We start from the raw sequence: 23735 nt of genomic DNA, 5'->3' as shown, positions 1-23735 counted from the left end.
CGGCCGCCCGCGGAGCGCAGCGGGGTGAGTTGCGAGAACGCCGGTCAGCCGTTCGCGAGGGCTGTCACACGGTCGAGACTGCCGTTGAACCGGTTGTGGTCACCGACGATCGCTCCCGTGGAGGTGTACTGCCACACGGTTTGGTACTTCCAGTCACCAGGCAGGGCTCCGACGGACGAACCGTAGCGCGGCACCCACAGCGGATTGGTCTTACTGAACCCGGCGTAGTTCCCTGTACAGGTCTTCCACCAGCTGGTGGAGGTGTACAGGACGACATCCCGGCCGGTCTTCGCCTTGTACGTCCTGAAGAAGTCCCTGACCCAGCTGACCATGCCCTGGTGGCTCAGTCCGTAGCAGGTGGCGCCGTAAGGGTTGTACTCCATGTCCAGAGCGCCGGGGAGGGTTTTGCCGTCCTTGGACCAGCCACCGCCGTGAGCGAGGAAATACCGGGCCTGGGTGGCGCCACTGGAGGTGTTGGGGGTGGCGAAGTGGTAGGCACCCCGGATCATGCCCGCATTGTGGGACCCGTTGTACTGCTGGGCGAAGAACGGGTTGCGGTAACTCCTGGACTCCGTCGCCTTGATGTAGGCGAACCTCACTCCGGACTTCCACAGCGGGGCCCATGCGACGTTACCCTGATGGCTGCTGACGTCCACCCCCTCGGTCCCCCCGGGCGCGGCGAGTGCGACACCGCTCTTGCTCATTCCCTCATGCTTGAGGATCTGGGAGCCGGCGAAGTCATCCTCGGGATGAGAGGGCTCGGGTGCACCAGGGACGGCGCCTGCCGTACCGGACAACACGAGGGCAAGGGCAGGAATACCCACACCCAGAGCCGCTAGAACAGTCGACATCCGGCGAGGTGCACAGGCGGACAAAGACATGAGACGCCTCCTAGGCTCGAGCTCAGCCTGAGTCCAGGCAGGGGTCAACACACCGTCAGACGCGCGAGGAGCGCGGCTCACATCACCTGATAAGCCCTACGGTGCACCGTGGCCGCAGCCCGCAACGGCCGAGGGGACGCATCGAGGAGGCTGCACCGGGCACATCCTCCGGCTCATCGAGCCCTGGGTTCAGATTCGAGAAGTTCCTCATCGCCCCCACCGGCACCGTCACCCGCACACTGCGCACCCCAGACCGAACCCGACGCCGACGCCGACGCCGACGGGGTCACTACGGCGATCGAAGCCGTCCTGCCGGTCCAGCGAAGGCCACCCATTGCCGCTCACCTTGGCCTCCGGAGTACCGGATCCAACGCGGGCCACCCCGCGCAGACGGCTCCCCTCACCGAACGCCCGCTCGCCCCGCCACGGTTCGGGGCTGTCGGCGCGCCCCCATATGATCAACATCCCGGCCGTGGCGGTGTGCCCGCGCTGGAAGCCCTGTGGGAGAGGAAAAGACGTGCGCAAGAGGGTCGTTGGAGTCGCGGTGGCCACGGCGGCTGGGCTGTTGCTCACGGGATGTGGCAGCGGGGGCGACGGCGCGAAGGCCGACGCGGGCAGCTCCCCCACTGCACCGAAGCAGTCGGCGAAGCCGACGTCCAAGTGGGGCAAGCCGAGGACCTACGAGGTGACCGTCGCGGTCGAGGGCAAAGGCAAGCCCAACGTCCTGTACATCACGGACACCAATCACTCCGCGCAGGTCTCTCTCCCCTGGAAGAAGACCACCGACGTGACGCTCGAGGGCGCCTACCTCAAGACGGGTACAACCGTGTCCGTGTCGTCCCAAGCCGTACTGACTTCCAGCGGTTCGTTCGACTTCCCGCCGTGCAGCATCAAGGTCGACGGCAAAACCGTCGCCCAGTACGCAGGGGGCGAGTCCGCGAAGGGCTGCAAGTACCACCTGAAGTAGCGGGGCAGCAGTTCGTGCGCGCAGTCACCCCGCACATCACGTCACCTAGGATCCGCCCCCGTGATCGCGAAACGAGGCGAGGCGCACGGCTGGCACTGGCCTGGGCATTTTCCGCTACGTCGTCGAACGCACCATCACCTGGCTGCATGGCTTTCCGCCGCCTGCGCATCCGCTGGTAACGACGCGACGACATCCACGAAGCCTTCCTCGGACTAGCCGTCTGCCTGATCACCGTCCGCCACGTCCAACGGCTTCGTCAGCGCCTTCAAGGGACGATCGAGCGCGGTCGGATGGCTGCCCGATCCGCACCATCTCCGAGGCGCAGCACTGAGATTCTTCGGTGCGGCACTGAAGGACGTACGAAATGAACCACGGTCGGCACGTCAGCTCTCAGGGCGTCCGCGCGGGCTCGGCAACGGACCTCGCCCATGGGGCTGCACTGACGAGGAACTGGAGAAGGGCCGGACGGTGGATTCCGGGCTCACGCGTGCCCCGGACGGTGTACGTGCGCCCTGCTCATGCCGAGCCGACGACCACGAAGGGGCCAAGACCGCGGCCCGCGGGCTTCTGAACGCCTACGGCTGGACGACGTACTCGGCTTCAGTCCCTGGTCGCGCTGGTCGGCCCGGCTGCGTCCGAGTCCGATGTGACGCGCGATCCGGGGTGGCGCAGCGCGCACAAGAACGCGATGCCGAGCGCGACGGCCATCCCGTAGAAAACCCACTGGTTTGCCTGGGCGAAGTCCATTTGGATGTCGCCCATCGCTTCGCGCATCCGTGTCGCCGCCGGTCCATCCCCGGTCGGAGCGCGGCCGTCCGCGTTCCCGGTTACCGCCTCGGCCACCGAGCGCCCAGTTTCCCGGGCCTCGTCCTTGGCCAGGCCCCGGCTCTCGAGGGTGTCCGCCACGCGGTTGGTGGTCATGTGCGTCAGCATCGTGCCGAAGACGGCGAGGCCCACGCTCGCCGCGAAGTTGCGCACCGTCTGGGTGATGCCGGTGACTTCGCCGTACGAGGCGCCGATGGCCCTGTTGACCGCGTCTGTGGAGGCCGGGGCCAGCAGGAACCCGATGCCCGCGCCGGCCAGGGCCACGTAAGGCCACTGGTTGTGCATCGACAGATCGGTCAGCTTGCCGGCCCAGAGCGCGAAACCGACCGCCCCGAGAGCCGTGCCGATCTTCAGGGCCGGTCGGGCACCCCTCTTGTCAAGGATCCGGCCGCCCCACTGGGAGGTGATCGCGAAGCCCACGAAGAAGTACAGCAAATACAGCGCCGCCTGGTTCGGCGAGGCACTGAGCGAGACCTGGGCGTACACGGAAGCGAAGAAGAACAGCGGGACGAACGCGAGCATCGCGAAGAACAGGACGAGGTTGTCCACCGTGAACGCCTTGTCCCTGAACACCTGCATCCTGATCAGGGGTTGAGCCACGGTCATCTCGTAGCGCACGAACACCGCGAGCACCACCAGGCCACCGATGATGCAGACCCAGGTCAGCACACTGCCCCAACCCCACGCCTGGGCCTGCTGGAGACCCAGCACACTCAGCCCCATACCCACCGCGACCAGCACGGCTCCCCGAACGTCGAGCTTCTCCGGCCGTCGAACGTTGGGGACGTGGGCGATGAAGGTGAGGATGAGCGCGATCACGGCGACCGGGACGTTGACCCAGAAGATCGCGCGCCACGTCCATCCGGTGAGCCAACCGCCCAGCAGGGGACCGATGGCGGTGAGAGCGCCCGACAAGCCGAAGAACAGGGCGAGTGCCCGCCCGCGTTTCTCGACCGGGAAGACGTTGACGACGACGGCGAGCGCCGCCGGGAACATCAGGGCCGCCCCCAGCCCCTGGGTGGCCCGGAAGATGATCAGCCAGGTCTGTGCGACATCGCCTTTGGGGACACACCCACAGAGCACCGATGAGATGACGAAGACGAGGGTGCCGATCAGCATGATCCGGCGGTTGCCGATGAGGTCGGCGAGACGGCCGCCGAGGGCGAAGAATGCCGCGAGGGCGAGCAGATAGGCGTTGACGACCCACTGCATCCCGGAGGATGTCAGGCCGAGCTCCTCGATGATGTCCGGCGCGGCGATGGACACGATGGTCTGGTCGATGAAGGTCATCGACACCGCGAACAGCATGGCCGCGAGCGCGAGCGTCTGGTTCGGCGCACCCGCCGACGAGGGGGCGACGGAGTCCGTCCGGGACCTTTTAGTTCCCATGTGATCAAGTCTGTACCCAACTGACGGCATACGCACGTTGCGTCGGCCGCCGCCGCCTCGGCCTGACATCTGCCGATACGCGACCGACAATCCGGCCCGTCCGGCGGGTACGAGTTCGCCCCGCGCAAGCCGCGTGAACCGGCAGGACCCGTCCGCGCCGCACAGCCCCGATGGGCGTTCGCCCCCCGAGGGCGTCGACATCGTCGTGGAGGTCGCACCGGGCACCAACACTGCCCTCGATATCGTGGCGGCCGCGCCGGGAGCTGTGGTGGCCTACTACTCGGGTGGCGTATCGCCGTACGCATCGCACCCGCCCGACGCCAACTGCGACTCGCCCAGCTCAGCACCTTGCTCGCGCAGCCGGTCGAGGTGGACGACGGCACCCTGGTCGACACCGCCGCGTCGATCGGGGCCGCCTCTCCTGACGCCATCGGCACCGACGACCTGGAGCTGCTCCAGCGTGCCGCCGACGCTGCCCTGCACGCGGGTAAGCACACCGGCCGCGCCCCCCTTGCCGGACCGCAGCACGCCGCCGTGTCGTCCATCAACGGCCGCCGCGCCGGACGGCCGGGCACCCACTGCTTGGGGCGGGTGGCATGAACGCTCCCCCGCTCCCCCAACCGGGCACCTGGATCTGGGCATTACGATCCGCCAGCCCTGGGCGACCTGCATCCTCGCCGGGAAAGACGTGGAGAACCGGCGCGCCCCTGATCCTGGCGCCGCTTGCTTCTCCTCCACGCCGGCCTGCGCATCGAACGGACCCCGCTACGTGACCCGCTGGACACTGCGGCGCCCGGTCGCGAGTAGTTGCGGTATCGAGGGTGCCGCTGAGGTTGATCTTGCTGAGCCCGGCCTGCTCTCCTGCACATCGCCGTTCGCCGGTAGCTCTGCACCGGTGATCTTGACGAGGCCGCGGCAAAGCTCGCTGGCTCATGCGTACTTGATGTGGAGTGGGTGTTACGAAACCAGCGATGGACGCCGCGCGACAGGCAGAACCGACTGATCCTCGACGGTTCGCTCCGCCCGATTGATCTGGATCTCGGCCCAGAGGGCGTCGGGAGACAGGCCGAGGGTGTCGGCGATCGCTGCGATGGCCGGGAAGGCGGGGGTGGCCACACGGCCGGATTCGATCTTCCGCAAGGTTTCCGGCGAGATGCGGGAAGCGAGCGCCACGTCCAGCATCGAGCGGCAGCCCCGGACTCGGCGGAGCAGGGCACCAAGGCGCTGCCCGCGTTCCACTTCGGCGGGGGTGAGCGGCAACCTGACCATGACCCCATTCTAATACCGGTACAGTTAGACCGGGATAGTTATTGGAAACACATGAGAGGTCCCCCATGATTGAGATCCTGAACTCCGCGCGGCTGGAGCGGGCAAGGGACACCGGCGCTCTGGTCGGAGACATCCTGCACACGCTGAAGCAGCGCAGCACGGTCGGGACGAACCTGCTGGACATCGACCAGTGGGCCAAAGAGATGATCACCGAGGCGGGAGCGCAGTCCTGCTACGTCGACTACGCACCTTCGTTCGGACGCGGCCCGTTCGGCCACTACATCTGCACGGCCGTCAACGATGGAGTGCTCCACGGGCGGCCTCACAACTACACGCTGGCAGACGGGGATCTGCTGACTCTCGACCTCGCTGTAGCCAGGGGCGGGGTGGCCGCGGACGCCGCGATCAGCTTTCTCGTGGGCAAAGCGAGGCCGGCAGAGAGCGTTGCGATGATCGAGACGACCGAACGTGCACTCGCCGCCGGCATCGCCGCCGCCAAGCCTGGGGCGCGCATCGGTGACCTCTCCCACGCCATCGGCACGGTTCTCAGCGAGGCGGGCTACCCGATCAACACCGAGTTCGGAGGCCACGGCATCGGCTCGACCATGCACCAGGACCCCCACATCGCGAACACCGGACGACCAGGCCGCGGATACAAGCTGCGCCCCGGACTGCTGCTCGCCCTGGAGCCCTGGGTCATGGACGACACTGCCACACTCGTCACCGATGCCGACGGTTGGACGCTGCGCAGCGCGACAGGTTGCCGGACCGCGCACAGCGAGCACACCATCGCCATCACCGACAACGGAGCCGAAATTCTCACCCTGCCCACGCAGGCACGGCCATAAGAGGGCGCTGTAAGCGCGTGTTTCTGATCTCCGGCACTGCTGATCAGCCATGGATTAGCCTCGGCTCCGCAGGATGTTGTCGCGGCGGAGGCCGTGATGAGTGCCGGAGAGCTCAGAGCTTTTTTCGTCCGATCCCCCTCAACCGGTTCGTGCAGGTAATAGGGCGTTCCGGATGAGCGGGACCGGCCCCGGGCCGTCGTCGATACCATCCTCGACATGTCTTCTGATGAGGTGCGCAGACCCGCAGCGCCGGTCGTGGCTGCAGTTGTGATCTATGCACTGCAGGCCACCGGACGAAACCAGCGGGACCGGTCGTAAGGGTTCACAGGGGGAGAGAAGACTTGTGATGCGGGAATGCTGGTTCTGCGGGAATGCCACACCGGCGTCGTGGCACGACCGCGTCCTTGGGCTGCACCAGGGCGCCGACACCACCATGACTCCATGGATCGTTGTTCTGCGCACCACATGGCGCCAGGAAGTTGTGCATGTGCCACGCTGCGCCCGCTGCTACACCGGACATCAGATCGAGCAGACCGCGGCGGTGCTCTCCACAGCCTCGTTGATCGCCTACGCCGCCAGCGGCGCGCTGGACCAACTCCTCGGCATTCTGCCGACTTCGGCCACAGAGCGGACGGTCGCAGCGATCTGGGCGGCCGTGGCCTGCCTGCCGGGACTCACCTGGATCGCCATCAGGCACGGTTGGCTGCCGTGGAGGTGCCTGGCACCCCACCGCCTGGGCTATGCCCGCCATCACCCGGAGTTCATCCAGCTCCTGCACGATGACTGGAAACCCAGGCCGGGCCCCTTCCCCTACTGGGGAAACCCGCAGAACCCCCATCACCCTCCGCCGCCGAGCCGATTCCGGCGACTGATCGGACGCGTCCTCGTCCTGGCAGGAACAACCTGCGTCATCGGCATCCCCATCTCCTACTTCCAGGGCTACGAGGAACTGGCCGGAGGTCTCATCGTGGCGGCGGCCGGACTGTTCTCCCTGTCCTCGAAGGTCAAACCCGACAACTGAACGCCGTCTCCGAGGCATTCTCGGCGTCGGCTGACGAGCTCATCGGTGGCCACTGCCTGTGGCAGTTCCGATCGACGCCAACAGCCTGCTGGTCGTGGCCATCGGGATCCCGCCGCAGAGGTCGGCCATCGCAGAACGCCACCAACCAAGAGATACGACACAGCTTCTTGCCGTGGCCTCCTTGTGGATCACATGAGGGCGTTATGCACAGGGACACCTGCACCAACTCCGAAGCCAGCAGCAGCTAGCAGCGCCACACGCCCCCAACTGCCTCCCCACCCTCCCACCACCACCGGCAAAAGGCTGGTGGGGCAGCGTCACGCGAACCAGTCGCCGGACAGTGCCTGCAGGGTGCAATGCGCGAGCAGGGCGCGCCGCTTGACGCATCCCCACGCCTGCGGCTGGAAGCCGGGCGAGGAGCGTAGCCGCCGCACGGCCTTCTTCGCGGCCATCTCGACCTCATGCCGCAGCTGGCTCGTTTCCTTCGCCTGCGGCCCGCTCCTGCCACCACCCCACCGCGAGCGCCCGGAGACTGGGGAGGGAGGGCGCAAGTGCCCGTCCACCGAGAATCTCAGCCCGCGGGGCTGAGACGGTAGAGCGAAACAGGTCTACTCCAGCATGCCGAGGTCGGTGTCCGGTCGGCAGTGCGGGCACGCGTCGACCCGCTCATGCGGCTTGGCGCGCCTGGTCCTGCATGATGCGTGGGACCACTTGCTCGTCATGTCGCATCCGCCGATGTGGACACAGGCCGCAGCCCTGCTCGATCAGCCAGTCCAGGCAGGAGCTCGTCCAGCAGGCTCCGAATGCGGCCCTCGATCTGATCGCGGATCGGTCGGACGGCGTTGATGCCTTGCCCGGCGGGGTCGTCGAGTTTCCAGTGCAAGTACCTCTTGCCGGGAAAGACGGGGCAGGCGTCCCCACAGCCCATCGTGATCACTACGTCCGATGCCTGCACCGCTTCACAGGTCAGCACCTTCGGTGTCTGGGCGGACAGGTCGACACCAACTTCGGCCATGGCCTTGATGACGGCCGGGTTGACGGAGTCGGCCGGATCCGACCCGGCGGAGCGGACTTCGACCCTGCCCTGGGCGAGGTGGGCGAGGAAGGCGGCAGCCATCTGCGAGCGTCCGGCGTTATGGACACACACGAACAGCACGGACGGCTTCGGAGCGGTGTCAGACACGGACGGGACCTTCCTCAGCGGCAGCAGCAGGGGCTGGCAGAGGCCCGGAATTCGGAAAGTATCGGCGGGCGGCCAGAGCGACATAGACCAGGCCGATCAGTACCGGCACCTCGATGAGCGGGCCGACTACTCCTGCCAGAGCCTGCCCGGAAGTCGCACCGAATGTCGCGATGGCCACCGCGATCGCGAGCTCGAAGTTGTTGCCCGCGGCGGTGAACGCCAGCGTCGTCGCCTTGGGATAGTCCAGGCCGACCGCCTTGCCCAGGACCATGGATCCGGCCCACATCACGGCGAAGTACACCAGCAGCGGCAGCGCGATCCGCACCACGTCGAGAGGCTTGGAGGTGATCGCGTCGCCCTGCAGGGCGAACAGCACAACGATCGTGAACAGCAGCCCGTACAGGGCGAACGGGCCGATCCTGGGGATCAGCTTCGATTCATACCAAACGCGTCCCTTGGCCTTCTCGCCGATCCTGCGGGTCGCGAACCCGGCGGCCAGCGGGATGCCGAGAAAGATCAGCACACTGCGGGCGATCTCCCACACCGAGATGTCCAGCGCGGTCTGGTCAAGGCCGAGCCAGCCGGGCAGGGCGGAGAGATAGAACCAGCCCAGTGCGGAGAACGCGATCACCTGGAACACCGAGTTCAGGGCGACGAGGACGGCGGCGGCTTCACGGTCCCCGCAGGCCAGGTCGTTCCAGATGATGACCATGGCGATGCACCGGGCGAGCCCGACGATGATCAGCCCGGTCCGGTATTCGGGCAGGTCCGGCAGGAAGATCCAGGCGAGCGCGAACATGACGGCCGGGCCGAGAACCCAGTTGATCACCAGCGAGGGGATCAGCAGGCGCTTGTCGCGGGTGACGGTGTCCAGACGGTCATAGCGGACCTTGGCGAGGACCGGATACATCATCACCAGCAGACCGAGCGCGATCGGCAGCGAGACCCCGGTGACCGTGACCTTCGCCAGCGCGTCCCCGAGCCCGGGGACCAGGCGGCCAAGTCCGAGGCCGGCAGCCATCGCGGCGAGGATCCACACCGCCAGGAACCGGTCCACCATCGACAGCCGTCCGGCCACCGAGCCGACCGGGGTGGTGGCCATGTTGCTCACGAAGCGGCCCCGGCAGGGTCAGCGAGGGGCTGAAGGGGCTGGGCATCCGGGTTGCCGGGGCGCGTCAGGATCGCGGCCAGCCGGTCCGTCTTCTCCGGCAGCAGCCGGTAATACACCCACGTTCCGCGACGTTCGGAAGCGATCAGACCGGCCTGCTTCAGCAGCTTCAGGTGATGGGAGATCGTCGGCTGCGACAGGTCGAAGGCCGGGGTCAGATCGCAGACGCAGATCTCGCCGCCCTGCTGGGAAGCGATCATCGACAGCAGTCGCAGCCGCACGGGATCGCCCAGGGCCTTGAACACCGGCGCCAGCTCGGCCGCCTGGTCCGCATCCAGCGGGGCACTCAACAGTGTCGGGCAGCACCCCCCGGCCTCATCGTCCCGGCCGAGCACCACAAGCTCTTGTTTCGACATGCTTCGATATTGACAGGCTTCGATTCAAGTCGCAAGGTTGCATCGAGGAACGTCAATGCAGCCCCTGGCGGGCTGCTCAACCCTGCCGTTTGAGGAGCCACGTCATGAGCGAGCAGAACACCGACCTGCGCGAGACCGTCCGTCAGCGCTATGCCGCGGCCGCCGTCCAGGTCACCGAAGGCGGCACCGCGTGCTGCGGCCCGGCCGCGATCGAGGTCGACGACAACTTCGGCGGAACTCTCTACGCCGCCGACGAGCGCGAGCAACTGCCCGCAGAAGCCGTCGCCGCCTCGCTGGGCTGCGGCAACCCCACCGCCGTCGCCGACCTCCACGAAGGCGAACGTGTCCTGGACCTCGGCTCCGGCGGAGGCATCGACGTCCTGCTCTCCGCGCGCCGCGTCGGCCCCACCGGCAAGGTCTACGGCCTGGACATGACCGAGGAGATGCTCGCCCTCGCACTCGCCAACCAGCAGAAGGCCGGCGCCGCCAACGTCGAGTTCCTCAAGGGCACCATCGAGGCCATCCCCCTGCCCGCGAACACCATCGACGTCGTCATCTCCAACTGCGTCATCAACCTCTCCACCGACAAGCCCGCCGTCTTCGCCGAGATGATCCGAGTCCTTGCTCCGGGCGGCCGCATCGGCATCTCCGACGTCATTGCCGACGATGCCCTCGACCCCGCTCAGCGGGCCGAGCGCGGCGATTACGTCGGCTGCATCGCGGGCGCTCTCTCCTTCGCCGAATACCGCGCCGGCCTCGAAGCAGCCGGATTCACGGCCATCGAGATCAGTTCCACCCACGCGGTCGCCGACGGCATGCACTCCGCCATCGTTCGCGCCGCCAAGTCGACTACGGCGGCCATATCGCCGCTGTTGCGGAAGCGGGTACTCCCCGCCCCGTGACGGACCGCTCCACGTCAGACGGCGGCTTTGGCCGCGACCCGCTTGAGCAGCGTTTCGCGCACAGCTGGCCACTCATCGGCGAGGAGGCCGTAGTAGAGCGAATCACGGCGCGTGCCGTCCTGGCGCATCATGTGGGCGCAGCGTTCCTTCATGGGCCAAGCTCCGCCAGGAGAACCTGGCGGGCCAGCTGATGGGCCTGAGCCCAGCCTGCGTCGGTGGACAGGGCCGTCCTTGCCCACCGGCCCGCGTTCTCTGCACCACTCATCTCGCAGAAGATCGTATCGATCTCACGCAGATCGGGCAGAGCATCAGGGCCGACTTGGTCCTCATCAGCCATCCGGAATACGTGATCGAAGTCCAAGGCGATCTCGTCCGTTACCACACGATGCATCTCCAGCCAGGCCACCTGGACAGAGGCATCAGCCGCCAGCACCGTCAGCGACTCGATCAGCAGACATCGTCGAAACGAAACGACGGACCAGGACTCTCCACCCAGCGATCGTCGCACGGAGCACCGCGAGCGAGCACTCCAATAGCGATCCAACTGAGCACGTTTATCCCTACTTACCTGAGCACCTTGCTCAGTACGCCAACAGCTACCGCGCCGGAAGGCGACGAAACCACGGAAACCCGGACTTGCATGACAGAAGGTCAACTCACGTCCGACGGACACCTGCGCCCCGCTGCGCGCCGAGCGGTGTCCATGAAGTACATCGAGGGAGTGGCGGCCACGCTTCCTGAGTGCGTGTGGAATGCTGCCAGCAGATGGGGTTGCTGTCGCGGCTCTGGGCGTGGTCTGACGAACGGCCCTCTGCATGGTGATCGTGCGACCCTTCGTTGGCCACCAGAGCCACGAGCAGAGATGAAGAACGATGGAGTACATCAACCTAGATGCGCAGGTCGGCAACATGTCAGGCGTCATATCCCCTGCTCGCTACCTGGATCGTCTGCCCTCGCTGGCTGACGATCTGCCAGCCGGAGCCCGGGACTTCGCGACTGCCCCAGGGCACTACGACTTTTCCAGCAGGCGGTGTGTGAAGGACCTGGACGTCCAGTACATCAGCACTCATAGAGCTGATGACCAGCAGGTGGAGATCCAGTTCGGGCACAACTGCTGGAAGCACGACGAAGACCTGGTCATCCGCTATGCAGGGGTCTCCAGATTCGATTCCGGAGGCGTCGAGAACAGCAACTGGGCATGCCTGGGGACCGTAGTCCTCGATGAGGTCCTGCCCCACCAGAGCGGTTGCAGCCACGAGATCGCGTTCTGGAACGGATCACTCACGGTCGTCTGTCGTGACCTCGTCGCGACCTGGACTGAGGCTGACTGCCCCGACAAGTAGGCCAGCAAGACCTCCCACTCACAGCCAACCTCCGTGTCGAAGTTTGAAGGCCCGACGTGACGGCCTGGCGCCGCCGGGCCGTCGCCGAGTACATCGTCCCCGCACCCGACCCGGCTGCGGCCGGTGTCGACGGCTTTCGCCCGCAGGACTCCTGACCTGCACTCCCCCGGCCCCGTGGGCAGGCAACGTGCGGTGACGAGGGCTCGCGCACTGCGCGATCCGCACTGGGGGCCGCTCCCGAGGAGAGCACGAGCAGACCAAAGGTCTCTGCCTCCCTTACTGGCATTCGACCAGCTGGGGGACTTCGACAGCGCAAGGCCCGGACCAGGTGTCCGGGCCTTCTGCAGGCACCCCGACAGTCGCGTGGTCGACAGCCGCACCACCGACGACGGCACCTCGATCCGCAGGCGCCGTCAGTGTCCCGACTGCTCCCGCCGTTTCACGACCGTGGAGACGTGTTCAACGCTGCTGCTGGAAGTGAACGAAGCCGGGTCCCACCACCGCACCCTGACCTCACATCGGCAGCATGGGTTCACCCGCGCATCTCACACATGAAGTACAGCATCATGCACCGTCCAACTCGTCCCCCTCTAGGACACGTTCCGGGGTATGAGAAGCGTCCCGATCCTCTTCGAGCCAGCGAACCAGCTTCGCCTGGCCGCTGAGAACCCAAGGGTGGGCCAGCCCTAGAACGCGCAGCTGGTCGGGCAGCAGCTCTTCGAGGGTGGCAACGGCGCCGGCCGAGTTTCCTGCTTTCCGCTGCCACTCCGCGAGGTTTCCACGTATGGCCAGCGTGTTGGAATGCTCCGGGCCAAATGTCTGCAGATGGTCGGCAACCAGCTGCGCGAAGGCCACTGCGGCGCCCCCTGGGTCCCCTGCCCGCCCTGTCCAAAGGGCGAGGTGGAAGCGAACGGGCAAAGTCCGGTGATGGTGAGGGCCATAGATGCGCACGGTGTCAGCCAGCAGCTCCTCGCACCCTGCCAGGGCAGCCGCCGCATCACCCGCCTCCCCCGTAAAGTTCGCAATGTTCAATCGGATCACTAGGCTCTGCGGGTGCCCAGGCCCAAGCACCCGCACTGAGTGGATCAGCAGCTCCTCGAAGGCCTGGACAGCAGCAGCCGGTTCTCCTGCATGCGCCTGCCAGCGGGCGACCTCACTACGAGTTGCCAACGTGCCCGGGTCATCCGGACCGCGCAGCCGCAACTGGTCATCTAGCAATTCGGCCAGTGCAGCCCGCGCACCGCTCATGTCCCCCGACATTGCCTGAAGATCAGTGAGATAGCGGCGGATAGTGAAGGTGTCCAGGTGGTAGCGGCCGAGATGATGCTGTGCCGCGTTGGACAGATCGCGGAAGTAGGTGAGCGCTGCGGTGGCGAGCCCGGCCTCTGCGAGGCTGGTCCCGGTTTGGATGAGCAGGGGGTGGGCGTCGGTCTGCCACAGTGCGCTCTGATCCTGGGCGATCAGGGTGTCGGCGTTGGCTCGCAGAACCTGGGCGAGGGCAGCATCCTGTTGGATTTCGGGCCACGCGCCGACGAGGGCGTCCGCGCAGGCGACCGCGAGGGGATCCCTCGCGTCAGGGGGCAGAGTTTCGCGCGTTGCCCGTTGGATGAGGCTGTGGACACGCACTGTGGGGAGAGCGGCGTCGGGAGTGTGGTCCGCAAGGCTGAGCCGGTGCAGGCAACGCAGGGCGGCGAACGCGCATTCCGCGTCTACAGCGGGCGTGCTTGAGGCGTGGTTGCCGCTCTCGTCTCGTGCACGGTGCTCGGTGAGGTAGGCCAGGGCCGCCTGGCTCGTGAGGACGGCTACAGGGATGCCGTTGGGGTCGAGCAGGCTGGCCAGGTGCAGCATGGGACGGGCCAGCCCCTTGGGCCGCAACCGGTCGGCGTGGTCGACGGACAGGGACCAGGTGGCGGCGATGGTCGTGTGGTGAGCGTCGGGCAGCGCGCCCTCTTCGGGGACCAGGTCGCCCAGGGTGCGGGTGCGGTCGGCCAGCCGGCGACGGTAGGTGCCGCAGTCCAGGTCGAGATCGATGAGGTAGGTGACAGCCTGGGCCAGGGCCAGTGGCAGATGGCCGAGATCACGGGCGAGCCCGGTGATGTGCTCGAGGTCGTCCCGGCGCTGTGCGGCATCGAGTTTGTCGGTCAGGTAGGCGCGTGCTTCGTCCGGGGTGAACGCGCCCACGTCGATGCGGCGGCCTGGAAGGGCGGCATCCCGGCGGCGGGTGGTGACGACGGTGTGTCCCTTCGGGCACGAAGGTGGCCACAGGTCGAGCTGGCCGCCCAAGCCACTCAGGTTGGCCGGGTCGCTGACGTCGTCCAGCACAATCAGCCAGCGCCGGTCGGTGCTCTGCGCCCAGGCCAGGAAACGGGCGGCTGCCTTCTCGGAAGCCTCGCGCTCGAAGCGATGCGCAGTCTCGGGGTCGGCGACGGCCAGTGCGGCTTCGGCGTAGATGCTCACGAGCATGTCTCTGCTGCTCGCGGTGGCCCAGAGCAGAAGGTCCACCGTCTGTGATTCCCAGATCCTGCGGGCCAGGTGGGCGGCAATCTGGGTCTTGCCGACCCCACCTGCCCCCGACAAGACCTGGCAGCGTGACGCCGCCTCGGTTTCGGCCATCGCCCGCTTCGCAGCGGCAGCGACATCGCGGGACTGGAAGCAGTCCGCCTGCCGGGGAACCACACCTACCCAGCGGGGCCAGGGCAGAGAGGGCCGGGGGGCGGCGTACTGCGTCACCGTCTTGGCATGGCCGACTGCTAGTCCACCGCTCTGCGCGTAGAGCGAGGAGTGCGCACTGATGCTCGGGGTCGGTTCTGCGCCGGACGCGGTCAGGCCCCTTCCGGGCCCGGCTGTAAAGGGTCTCCCACGCTGATATCCCCATGGACGACGCCACTGGCCACCGCGCCGTCCTCAGCACGGATCTCCACATTGCCCGAGACCGCCAGCCCTCCATCCCCCGCGCGGGCTTCATGGGTGACCGACGGACACAGGCCCACCAGTTCGCGCAGCTGCCCGGCCACCACCGCACGACGTGACTCGTCCGCAGATTCCAGCAAATCCTCAAACCGGGCCTGCCAGGAGGCTTCCAGACGTACCCGCGCGGTCTGCGAGCCCACACCCTCCAGTTCGGCGGCCGTCCGATCCAAACGCTCCAGCGCCACCAGACCGGCTGATGCGTCGCCGAGGCCGAAGAGGCGCGATACCCCCTCGCGCAATCCGGTCCAGGCATCAGTACCAGCCGCCTGAACCACTGCCGTTCCCGCTGCGGACGCCAACACCATCAACGCTTCTGGCAGCACGATGCCCTCCCTCGGCGCCAGCCCAAGACCACAGGCCCTGCAACTCCTTCTGAGAAAAGCGTACCGAGCCGACCACCGCACGGACCCGCACCTACGCAAGCCAGCAGCGACACCGTGCTCTGCGGGCGGCAACGGTCGGCGATCCCGATCCCGGTATGCGACGGACAGCGAACCGGGCCGGTGCAGGAACTGCGGCAGGAGGGCCTCGCCGTCCGCGATCCGGTCACGGATGGCTACGACGTCGAAGCAGGCGGCAGCCATGATCGCCTGGAACTCACGGTCGGAGTACCCGGGCTGGTCGGCCTGCTGGGCGTCCACGCCGTGCCCCGCTGCCCGACATAGTCCGCCACTTGGATGTCCAACCGGTCCTGGGTCGCAGCGCCGGCATGAGCAGCAGCGGGTCCTGCAGATTTTTGCGGGCCGACTTCTCGCTGCACGACTGTCCCCGGGGTACCAGATAACGCTGCAGATGACGCACCCGAAGCTCCTCCACGCAGTGGGCGGCTGGTCCATGAGCAGGAAGAACCGCTTGAACGACTGCCAGTGGGACGTCGCGCTCGCTGCGTACGGCGCCCGCCGCCCGGCCCGATCCGCGCACCGAGCGCGTGGGCGAAGTCCCGGTGCAGCCTCCTCCTGCGGTAGGGCGGGGCAAGAACGTCTCTTTACGGCTCTGGTGGAGGCGGCCTGACGTGCTCAGCACCAAGCCTGTGCTGCCCACCGTTCCCGGTGTCAACCGACTCCACACAGAGTGGGCCAGAGCCCTGGGGCTCTGGCCCACAAGAAGCGCCCCAACCGGCTGCCCGGCACCCACCACCGCGCCCACGGCGTGCGCTACTTCCACGGCTGCTACTCGATCAGCGACGACGCCCTGTGGGGCGTCAACCGCCGCAGAAAGGGCGCCGCCAACACGCTGGCCGCACTGAAGTCGATCCGCGCTGCCCGGCCAGACGGCGCCCCGATCTACGTGATCCTGGGCAACCTGTCCGCCCACAAAGGCGCCGACATCCGCCGCTGGGCCAGGAAGAACAAGGTCAAGCTGTACTTCACGCGACCTATGCATCCTGGGCGAACCCGATCGAAGCCCGCTTCGGACCGCTTCGGCAGATCACCATCGCCAACTCCCACCACCCCAACCACACCGTCCAGACACGGGCTCTGCACTCCTACCTGCGCTGGCGCAACGCCAACGCCAACGCCCGCCACCACGACGTCCTGGCCGCCGAACGGCGCGAACGCGAACGCGCCCGCATCCGCATCCGCATCCGCATCCGCATCCGCATCCGCAGCGAGAGAGGCATCCGCTGGGGCGGACGTTCCCTCAAGACCGCAGCGTGAGCACACTTCCCACCCAGTGCACTGCTCCTCGTGAAAGGCTGGGAGCATGATGGGTGAACCGGCTGAGAATCCAGAACTCTGGGCCTTCCTAGAATCACTGCACCGCGGCGAGTTCCTTTCCGGCACCATCACAGCGATCGAACGGTTCGGTGTGTTCGTTGCATTGGACAACGGCCCTAACCATCCGGTCTTCCCCGGCGTCGGGTTCATCTCCTTCGCTGAACTGTCCTGGCGACATTTCGAGGCAGCCTCCGATGTCGTGCAGATCGGACAGCGCGTCTCATGCGAGTTCCTCCAGTTCGACACGTGGAACCTGGAGGCCCGACTGTCCTTGAAAGCCACACAGCCAGACCCCTTTCAGATATTCGCTGACACCATCGCGGTGGGGCAGAAGCTGCCTGGCCAGGTCACCAAGCTGATCCCGTTCGGCGTCTTCGTCCAGGTCGCCGACGGAATCGAGGGACTGGTTCACCTGCGAGAGCTCGCCAGGACACCGGTGGAGACTCCATCAGATGTCGTCCAGGTCGGCGACAAGATCACGGTGGTCGTCACCGAGATCGACCGAGAGCGACGCAGGCTAGCCCTCTCCCGACGACAAGGCTCATCCCCCGGCGTGTGACGCGCTGCCTTCCTGCGACAGCTCCCTTGCGCGGGTGTTCCTGAACGTCTGCTCAGTCAAAGGAAGCGCACTCGCCAGGCCGGTGAACCTTTGTGGTCACAGCACCAGCGTGACGCCTTCGGTGAAGCCCATGGCCGCCCAGGGTCGGGAGGCGTCGATGTCGGCGGCGAGCACAGGGCTGTCCACCGGCTGGTGACCTTCCTTGTGGCTGCGACTTCCCGCCGAAACCGACGCCGATATTCCGTGTTGGTGGCGTGGTGAGGACTGATCAGCTTGACCGCTGTCATGTCACCCTGCGGCGAACGTGCGAGAAAGACGTCGCCCATGCCTCCACTTGCCCAGCCTCGCCAGGAGGCGAAAGTCGCCGGCCCACTGAGGGGCCTCGATGCGCAGGGACTGCACGTGCGGTCCTCCTTCTTCGGGTTCCACCCATCGTTGCAGGACACAACCGATTTCGTCAGGCGTACGGGTGGCCACCGTCCACCCTCCTGCTCGATCTGATCACCCGACCACAACAGGAGTTCTACGGCACCGAAGTCAGCACAGGCACCGGCCTCAAGTCAGGAACTGTCTATCCCCAGCAAGAGGCTCGAAGGAGCAGGCTGGCTCACTAGCTGACGAAGACAACGTCACCTGGAGCAGATCCACACCAGGCCGCGGACCCGGCAAACGCCGCACCTTCTACATGCTCACAGCCGAGGGCCATCGCACCGCTCGCCACGAGGCCCAACACTGCACTGCGGCCTGAAGAATCCGATAGGTCAGCCGGACAAAGCCCCGACAAGAAGCCTGGACTACACCCCGAAACACCAGGTCACGACGCCCCGACCGACAAAACAAATCGGAACCTACAGTGTTGCCGAGTATCTGAGTTGGCGGCAAAGGAACATGACGCCACCTCGTCCACCTCGACGGTCCCTTCTCCCCTATCACCAAACATCAAGGCGCCCGATGGACTCACCGCGGACGCAGACTCTCGCAACAGACCCTTCGCAGTTCCGGCCACACCGATACTCAGCTGTCGCCCCACACTGGACGTAGGGCAGGCACCAGCCGCCACGGGCACCGGCCGTCCAAGGACGCCTGGCCCACAACCGACGAATTGCAGCCTGACCTCAATAGGGTTACGTTTTCAGTTAGGCCACTTTGAGCCCTCGGGGCAGTTCAACGTCAGCTTCTTTCAAGGGAGCCATAATGACGTTCCCCGAGCTTGCTTTCGCGACTCTCGCCGTCGACCCCAGCCCCAGCCCCAGCCCCTCAGGTACTGGAACGCCCAAGAACCTTAACGACAACGGTACTGGCGGCGTAATCTGGGTTCTCATCTTCCTGCTTGTGTTCGCGGTAGTCGCCGTGATCATGGCGAAGTGGTACCAGATGGTTGCCCGCAAAGAGAATCCAACTTTCAGAAAGTCGATCGACGGGGGGATAGTCCGTGCCGCCATGGCGCTGATCTCAATCAGCGCCCTGGTCATCCTGACAGTTCTCTCCCTATACACGGGAGCGGTCGGCGACAACGAACTGAAGACAGCACTCATCACCATAACTGCGGCGATCACGGCCTTCTACTTCTCCTCGAAGAGTTCCGACTCGGCCCGGCAAGACATCATCCAGGCCATCAGGGATTACCCACCAGCGCCGGACATCACGGGAATTACCATTGCGCAAGCGCGGAAAGTTCTTGACAGCATAAATTTGCGACTCGACCCTCCTAAAGAAGCCGCAGACACGGCGGAGATAAGCAGTCAGGACCCTAAACCGGGGAACCCTGTGAGGGAGGGAAATATTCGCGTTCAGATCAAGCAGATCAAGGCATAACGACGGCCAACGTACGCGCAGGAAGATCCGGTCGAGTAGAGAGCCGGCGCCTCACGGACAGCCCTCTTTGAGCTTGGCGACGGTGAAGGTGACCGTGACACCCATATCGTGCTTCCCCGGATCTGGGGTCTGGGAGCAGACCGTCCAGTTGCGGTCCAGAACCTGGAACCGGTCTTGGCCCGTCACGTCCGTCGACTTCAAGTCATAGAAGCCGTGTGCCTGCGCTGTGTCTTGGGCCGTCTGCAAGTCCTTGCCGGTCAGGTCCGGCAGGGTCCCCTGCTCGTCGATTGTTTCGCTGCTCCCGGAAGGCTCGGCGGTTTTGGTGACGGTCTTCGTCGGAGCGGGTGACGACTCGTCGCCACCGCACGCAGTCACGCCTGTGAAGCACAGAACGAGTATCGCCGGGCCCAATGCCCACCGCCTCCGCCGCGAGGTCCGGAGGCTGTAGCGACTCGTATAACGATCGTGCTCTCAAGCCTCCGGTGACGCATCTCGAAGTCAGATCAGACTCGAGCGCGCGAACAAGCGTACTCCGCTTATCCGTCTCGACCTGCTCCGCTTCCTGCGGTGCGTGCAGGAGTGGGACCTCGCACGCACCGGCGAGTGGATCGCCACCGAGGAGCAGCGCGAGGCCGAGGGATTCCGCGGCGAGCAGGCCCGACCACCGTCCCCGGACTGGCTCGAGCAGAGCATCGGCGACGGACCGCTCGTGTGTGCAGCGAGGCGACTGCTGGAGCGGGAGGAAGCGCGCCCACGGCATCACGAGGAGCAGGCCCGACGCGCCCCGTACGGGCAGGTGCCCGCGTGCCCGCACTGCCACAACGACACGAAACTCGGCGTGCCGGAGTAGGCCCGTTTTCGCTCTAACGTCTCAGCCTCGTTGGCTTAGAGTCTCGGTAGAGGGGCACCCGTGCCCTGCCCCCAGTCCCTGGGCTCGCAGTGAAGTAAGACCCTAAGCGGCCGGGGCAACGCTTTGTAGCGAACGAAGCCCCGGCCTAATCGTCCTCACGGTTCAGCCCGGGGAACTCCCGCACCCCCGGACCCCCGAGGACGCTGGCGCGAGGGAGATGGGGGAGCCACTACCTCGCGCCTGTGCGGCCGCCGCTGTTTGGAGGAGCCCGGCGGCGGTCGCAGGCTCGCTGCCTGCTGCATTGCTCAACTGCCATATGTCATACACCGTGTGGTCGGTGACGGCTACCGCCCTCAACGCATCTCTGCCGAAGGTCTTGACTTCCGACCAGAGCAGCTTTCATTCGAAGACTCGGGCGAAGAAGGTCTGACGGTATGGACACTGACTGGTGGGCCCGAGGGGTCGCCATCGGTGCTGCGAGCGCAGCCACTGCCAACGTGATCTTTACAGGCATGACGTATCGGCGGATCCGTCCCAAGGTGAAAGTGCGGCTCTGGCGTACCGGCGTGACAACCGGTACTGAGAAAGACCCTGAAGCTACCGCGTATTGGTTCATCCTGCGGTTCACCAACTACGGAGCGACCCCGGTATCGGTGGAGCGCATGGAACTAGTTCGGTACGGCACACGGTCCCGAACCAAGACCAAAAACTTTGCGCTCGTCGCTCTCAAGAGATTCGAGGCATCCGACCCTGAGCGCCCTCTGGTCCCACCCTCGATGGAACCACGGCTCGGTTCCATGTATCTAAGGCTCACTGGCTGTCGGTGGCACCCAAGCCTCGCTGGTTGCCGGTGGCCAAGGAACACGTACACCTCAGGTGCCGCGTCCTGCTGTCGAACGGTGAGACGGCTGTCAGTCCCAAGCTCAAGGCGACGAGTGGCTTTAGCTGAGACCGGCATAGCGGCGCACTGGAACACCCCCGCCTCGCCCGGGGTACCGACAAGGGCTGACGAGATGCCCCTGAGGCCAGGGAGGCGGACATGCAGACGCCTGCGGATCGCCCCACCGTCAACGGCCCACCGGTTCGGGGTAGCGAGCGCGGCGGCGGTCCGGGGCGTCGAACCCCGCGCGGTGACGGCCGCGTTGCAGACCTCGTGCACGATCCGTACGGCCGCTCTGCGGCTGTCGGCCTGTCCGGTGAAGATGAGCACCGCGGACAGGCCGCTGTCGTGGCTATTGGGCCGTCGACCTCGAAGTAGGGCAGGGTCGTGACGTCCATCTCCTCTCGTGATTGCGGTGGTTGGGGGCCAGCGCGACCGCCCTGGCCAGGTGAGGCCGGGGCGGCACGGAGGAGCACGGCGCCGTGCAGGAGGGTCAGGGCTGGAAGGCAGCCACCCGCCGGAAGAGCTGCGGGGTGTCGGAGATCTTCACCCGCTGGCTGCCGGTGCTGCGCTTCCCGCCGTCACTGGGCGACTTGGCGCTGCCGCAGAACGCGTGGAGGAGCCGAGATGCCTGCTCCAGCGGTCGAAGTGTCGTCAGACGGTGATGGTCTGCTTCGGGGGTCGCAGTAGCGCTCGCCCTCGGGCACGTAGGACTCGATCAGGTTAAAGGTCTCGCCGATGCCCGGGGCGGATCGACTCAATGCGGCTGTACCCGGGGCCAGTTGACGGCACATCACGGCTCAGCGCTGCCAACACATTCATGACTATTTCCTGCCCCTTCGGCAGAGAAGGGTGATCAATACCACTAGGGCGAATTGATCTGTTTGCGCCTTCTATGTTGATCTTGCTCAATTCGTGATCTTCGGCGCGGGATAACTTCCCCTGCGAACACCTCCTTTCCTGACCAGATTGGGCCAATTCGCACATGCACCATCTGTAGTCCGCGCGTACGTCGCGCGGTCGCACTTCGGGCCGAATATCCCTACGCGCAGCGGCAGCCAGCAGGCTGTCCGCACTGACCGCGCTGGCCCTGCTCGGCTCTGCCACTCCCGCTCTTGCCGAGGGCACCGAAACCCCCTCAACGCCCGCCGCCCAGGAGCATGCTGATGAGAGCGGCACCACCACCGAGGCGAACACGCCCGAGGCCGCCATCGCCGCCGCTCAGGCGGGCCACCGCAAGGTAGAGGTGCTTGAACGCCGCACCGATACGTCCACGACCTGGATGAACCCGGATGGAGCGCTGACGACAACGCTCAGCGCGGGGCCCATCCGTATGGTGCGGGACCGCCCCGGCCAGTAGCAGGTCCTGCGGGTGCGCTTTCGCTGCGACGCTGCCGTCGGACTGGTGGGCCAAGGTGGCGTCGACATCGACCCACTTGGTCCAGCGCGGTAGTCACCGCCGGATACGCTGGCATGCTCTACACCTGCACAGCCGCAAAGATTCCGGCGAAGATCGCGGGTGTCACCAAGATGGTGTGCGGCGCGGCGTCCCTGAACGGCCTCAAGAACCTCTTGAAGATCCTCAAGCAGATCAAGAAGAAGAAGCTTGACTCGAAGGGCTGCTACCAGTCCAAGATCCTTCCCAGCAATGGGAAGCTGAGCAAAGTGAGCAAGAAGAAGTGCTAGCAGGTCACCGCCACGAAGGTCCTCCCGTCATCCTGCGCACACCCTGGTGGCTCAACCTGACTGCGCTGGCAACCGCGGTCGTCTCCTGTCTGGTCCTCGACCTCCCGTGGTACGTCGCCGCCGTCGCGGCGTTGATCACCGGAACCATCGCCGACCGGTCCTGGGCGGCGGTCGAACGCCGACGTAGCCAGAGAGGCTAGGCCCCAGGGCTCGCCGAACCGCCTCGGCGGTGCTGAGCGCGCACGGCCGGCCGAGGCCGCCGAGCACCCACTCCCGCCCGGCAGCCACGACCCCAGACCACAAGAGCCCCGGATCTCGTTCCCGAGATCCGGGGCCTCCGCATGCGCGCTGAGTGTGAACTTCGACATCAGCGGGCCTGCCGACTCGAGGGGGTATAGGGCTGAGCGACCACAGTGCCGCCCTGGCCATGGGAGGCCGGGCGGCACGGAGGAACGCAACATCTACGCGGGAGGGATCATTGGCCCGAGGCACCCGCAACGATATGGGCGTGGTCGAATGCGAGGGCGGGGAGCGCGTCCAGGGGCCACCAGCGGGCGGCGGTCGCGTCGTCTCCTGCCGTCGGCTGGACCAGCCTGGGCAGGGTGGCCGTGTAGGCGATGCTGACGCACGGCCGCGCCGGTCACAGCCGCGGGCGTCGAAGATGCCCACCTGCCGGAGGTCGGCGGCTGGGACGATGGTGACGGCCTCCTCCTCCAACTCGCGGGCCGCGGCGGCCTGGCTGATCTCTCCTCCCCGGTCCAGGTTGCCGCCGGGCAGATCCCACCGGCCCTTGAACGGGTCCCAGCCCTGGTCGATCAGCAGGATGTGGCGGGCGGCGAGCAGGACGACGTCAGCCGTGTGGCGAATCGGTTGCAGACCGGACATCAAGAAGGAAATCATCGGCCGCTCTCTCGACCGAGCTCCCTCCCCCAGCCTGACCGGCCGCTGTCCGGGGCGCAGTCGTGGCCGGATTCTGGTCGGGCGCTTTGTGCCCTTACCCCGAGTCCCGGCTGATCCACCGTCTCCCGTGTGGACGATCGCGTTATTCGGCTCTGTCGGCGATCTTGTGATGCGGCCTGCCCCGTCGCACGTGCTTCTACGCAGT

At 66.3% G+C, this 23735-nt stretch carries 24 protein-coding genes and 2 pseudogenes; 12 read left to right on the top strand and 14 right to left on the bottom strand.

Features of this window, described 5'->3' with window-relative positions; all coding sequences use genetic code 11:
• Positions 1-44: 44 nt before the first annotated feature.
• Complete coding sequence (locus AC07AG_RS05000) at positions 45-881, bottom strand: lysozyme (RefSeq protein ID WP_478751892.1); 837 nt, start codon at positions 879-881, stop codon at positions 45-47.
• Between the two features lie 544 nt (positions 882-1425).
• On the opposite strand from AC07AG_RS05000, the gene AC07AG_RS04995 reads away from it, so the two are divergent.
• Positions 1426-1848, top strand: coding sequence for a hypothetical protein (locus AC07AG_RS04995; RefSeq protein WP_478751890.1), 423 nt, complete (start codon positions 1426-1428; stop codon positions 1846-1848).
• 600 nt (positions 1849-2448) lie between these two features.
• Here the strand turns inward: AC07AG_RS04995 and AC07AG_RS04990 are convergent.
• Positions 2449-4062: an MFS transporter gene (locus AC07AG_RS04990; RefSeq protein WP_478751889.1), complete on the bottom strand. Its 1614-nt coding sequence runs from the start codon at positions 4060-4062 to the stop codon at positions 2449-2451.
• Between the two features lie 348 nt (positions 4063-4410).
• Here AC07AG_RS04990 and AC07AG_RS04985 point away from each other — a divergent pair, with 348 nt between their 5' ends.
• Positions 4411-4662 (top strand): hypothetical protein, encoded by a 252-nt coding sequence (locus tag AC07AG_RS04985; RefSeq protein ID WP_478751887.1) that lies wholly within the window; start codon positions 4411-4413, stop codon positions 4660-4662.
• A 357-nt stretch (positions 4663-5019) separates the two neighbouring features.
• Here the strand turns inward: AC07AG_RS04985 and AC07AG_RS04980 are convergent, their stop codons facing one another.
• Positions 5020-5331 carry a helix-turn-helix domain-containing protein gene (locus AC07AG_RS04980; RefSeq protein ID WP_478751885.1) on the bottom strand — a complete coding sequence of 104 codons (312 nt, stop codon included), beginning with the start codon at positions 5329-5331 and terminating at the stop codon, positions 5020-5022.
• Between the two features lie 65 nt (positions 5332-5396).
• On the opposite strand from AC07AG_RS04980, the gene map reads away from it, so the two are divergent.
• Together map and AC07AG_RS04970 are read left to right on the top strand one after the other, a co-directional pair.
• Entirely contained in the window at positions 5397-6179 is a 783-nt protein-coding gene (gene map / locus AC07AG_RS04975) for a type I methionyl aminopeptidase (RefSeq protein WP_404704553.1), read from the top strand.
• Positions 6180-6525: 346 nt separating this feature from the next.
• Positions 6526-7200: a hypothetical protein gene (locus AC07AG_RS04970; protein ID WP_478751882.1), complete on the top strand. Its 675-nt coding sequence runs from the start codon at positions 6526-6528 to the stop codon at positions 7198-7200.
• A 317-nt stretch (positions 7201-7517) separates the two neighbouring features.
• Here AC07AG_RS04970 and AC07AG_RS04965 read toward each other — a convergent pair whose 3' ends face one another.
• From AC07AG_RS04965 to AC07AG_RS04945, 5 genes are all read right to left on the bottom strand, one after another.
• The gene (locus tag AC07AG_RS04965) at positions 7518-7652 is read right to left on the bottom strand and encodes a hypothetical protein (RefSeq protein ID WP_478751881.1); all 135 of its coding nucleotides are present in this window, start codon (positions 7650-7652) and stop codon (positions 7518-7520) included.
• Positions 7653-7808: 156 nt separating this feature from the next.
• Positions 7809-7922 (bottom strand): hypothetical protein, encoded by a 114-nt coding sequence (locus AC07AG_RS04960; RefSeq protein ID WP_478751879.1) that lies wholly within the window; start codon positions 7920-7922, stop codon positions 7809-7811.
• Positions 7919-8383: an arsenate reductase ArsC gene (locus AC07AG_RS04955; RefSeq protein WP_478751878.1), complete on the bottom strand. Its 465-nt coding sequence runs from the start codon at positions 8381-8383 to the stop codon at positions 7919-7921. Before AC07AG_RS04955 ends, AC07AG_RS04960 begins: the two co-directional genes overlap by 4 nt.
• Positions 8376-9485 (bottom strand): ACR3 family arsenite efflux transporter, encoded by a 1110-nt coding sequence (gene arsB / locus AC07AG_RS04950; protein WP_478751876.1) that lies wholly within the window; start codon positions 9483-9485, stop codon positions 8376-8378. The genes AC07AG_RS04955 and arsB overlap by 8 nt, the downstream gene beginning before the upstream one ends.
• Positions 9486-9490: 5 nt before the next feature.
• Complete coding sequence (locus tag AC07AG_RS04945) at positions 9491-9907, bottom strand: ArsR/SmtB family transcription factor (RefSeq protein ID WP_478751874.1); 417 nt, start codon at positions 9905-9907, stop codon at positions 9491-9493.
• A gap of 104 nt (positions 9908-10011) precedes the next feature.
• On the opposite strand from AC07AG_RS04945, the gene arsM reads away from it, so the two are divergent.
• The gene (gene arsM, locus AC07AG_RS04940) at positions 10012-10809 is read left to right on the top strand and encodes an arsenite methyltransferase (protein WP_478751872.1); all 798 of its coding nucleotides are present in this window, start codon (positions 10012-10014) and stop codon (positions 10807-10809) included.
• A 14-nt stretch (positions 10810-10823) separates the two neighbouring features.
• Here arsM and AC07AG_RS04935 read toward each other — a convergent pair whose 3' ends face one another.
• The gene (locus AC07AG_RS04935; RefSeq protein ID WP_478751870.1) at positions 10824-10961 is read right to left on the bottom strand and encodes a hypothetical protein; all 138 of its coding nucleotides are present in this window, start codon (positions 10959-10961) and stop codon (positions 10824-10826) included.
• On the bottom strand, positions 10958-11317 hold the full coding sequence (locus AC07AG_RS04930) for a hypothetical protein (protein WP_478751868.1): 360 nt from the start codon (positions 11315-11317) through the stop codon (positions 10958-10960). Before AC07AG_RS04930 ends, AC07AG_RS04935 begins: the two co-directional genes overlap by 4 nt.
• A gap of 364 nt (positions 11318-11681) precedes the next feature.
• Between AC07AG_RS04930 and AC07AG_RS04925 the strand changes: the two genes are divergently transcribed.
• Positions 11682-12152 (top strand): hypothetical protein, encoded by a 471-nt coding sequence (locus tag AC07AG_RS04925; RefSeq protein WP_478751867.1) that lies wholly within the window; start codon positions 11682-11684, stop codon positions 12150-12152.
• 294 nt (positions 12153-12446) lie between these two features.
• Positions 12447-12629, top strand: a pseudogene (locus AC07AG_RS04920) (NrdR family transcriptional regulator); the annotation flags it as partial.
• 87 nt (positions 12630-12716) lie between these two features.
• On the opposite strand, the gene AC07AG_RS04915 reads toward AC07AG_RS04920, so the two are convergent.
• Together AC07AG_RS04915 and AC07AG_RS04910 are read right to left on the bottom strand one after the other, a co-directional pair.
• Positions 12717-14765, bottom strand: coding sequence for a tetratricopeptide repeat protein (locus tag AC07AG_RS04915; protein ID WP_478751866.1), 2049 nt, complete (start codon positions 14763-14765; stop codon positions 12717-12719).
• A gap of 209 nt (positions 14766-14974) precedes the next feature.
• Complete coding sequence (locus AC07AG_RS04910) at positions 14975-15763, bottom strand: hypothetical protein (RefSeq protein WP_478751864.1); 789 nt, start codon at positions 15761-15763, stop codon at positions 14975-14977.
• Between the two features lie 469 nt (positions 15764-16232).
• Between AC07AG_RS04910 and AC07AG_RS04905 the strand changes: the two are divergent.
• The 3 genes and pseudogenes from AC07AG_RS04905 to AC07AG_RS04895 form a co-directional block, all read left to right on the top strand.
• Positions 16233-16780: pseudogene (locus tag AC07AG_RS04905) on the top strand (transposase); the annotation flags it as partial.
• Positions 16781-16826: 46 nt separating this feature from the next.
• Positions 16827-17399 carry a S1 RNA-binding domain-containing protein gene (locus tag AC07AG_RS04900; protein WP_478751862.1) on the top strand — a complete coding sequence of 191 codons (573 nt, stop codon included), beginning with the start codon at positions 16827-16829 and terminating at the stop codon, positions 17397-17399.
• A 1194-nt stretch (positions 17400-18593) separates the two neighbouring features.
• A complete protein-coding gene (locus AC07AG_RS04895; protein ID WP_478751860.1) occupies positions 18594-19214 on the top strand; it encodes a PASTA domain-containing protein in 621 nt (206 codons plus the stop codon).
• 51 nt (positions 19215-19265) lie between these two features.
• On the opposite strand, the gene AC07AG_RS04890 is transcribed toward AC07AG_RS04895, so the two are convergent.
• On the bottom strand, positions 19266-19589 hold the full coding sequence (locus AC07AG_RS04890; RefSeq protein ID WP_478751858.1) for a PASTA domain-containing protein: 324 nt from the start codon (positions 19587-19589) through the stop codon (positions 19266-19268).
• Positions 19590-19785: 196 nt separating this feature from the next.
• On the opposite strand from AC07AG_RS04890, the gene AC07AG_RS04885 reads away from it, so the two are divergent.
• Both AC07AG_RS04885 and AC07AG_RS04880 read left to right on the top strand, forming a co-directional pair.
• Positions 19786-20064: a DUF6233 domain-containing protein gene (locus AC07AG_RS04885; RefSeq protein ID WP_478751857.1), complete on the top strand. Its 279-nt coding sequence runs from the start codon at positions 19786-19788 to the stop codon at positions 20062-20064.
• A gap of 2353 nt (positions 20065-22417) precedes the next feature.
• Positions 22418-22630 carry a hypothetical protein gene (locus AC07AG_RS04880; protein ID WP_478751855.1) on the top strand — a complete coding sequence of 71 codons (213 nt, stop codon included), beginning with the start codon at positions 22418-22420 and terminating at the stop codon, positions 22628-22630.
• Positions 22631-22765: 135 nt separating this feature from the next.
• On the opposite strand, the gene AC07AG_RS04875 is transcribed toward AC07AG_RS04880, so the two are convergent.
• On the bottom strand, positions 22766-23515 hold the full coding sequence (locus AC07AG_RS04875) for an NUDIX domain-containing protein (protein WP_478752239.1): 750 nt from the start codon (positions 23513-23515) through the stop codon (positions 22766-22768).
• Positions 23516-23735: the final 220 nt, after the last annotated feature.

Source organism: Streptomyces sp. NPDC044044 (assembly GCF_056434405.1).
This window is presented reverse-complemented; position numbering and strand designations above follow the sequence as displayed.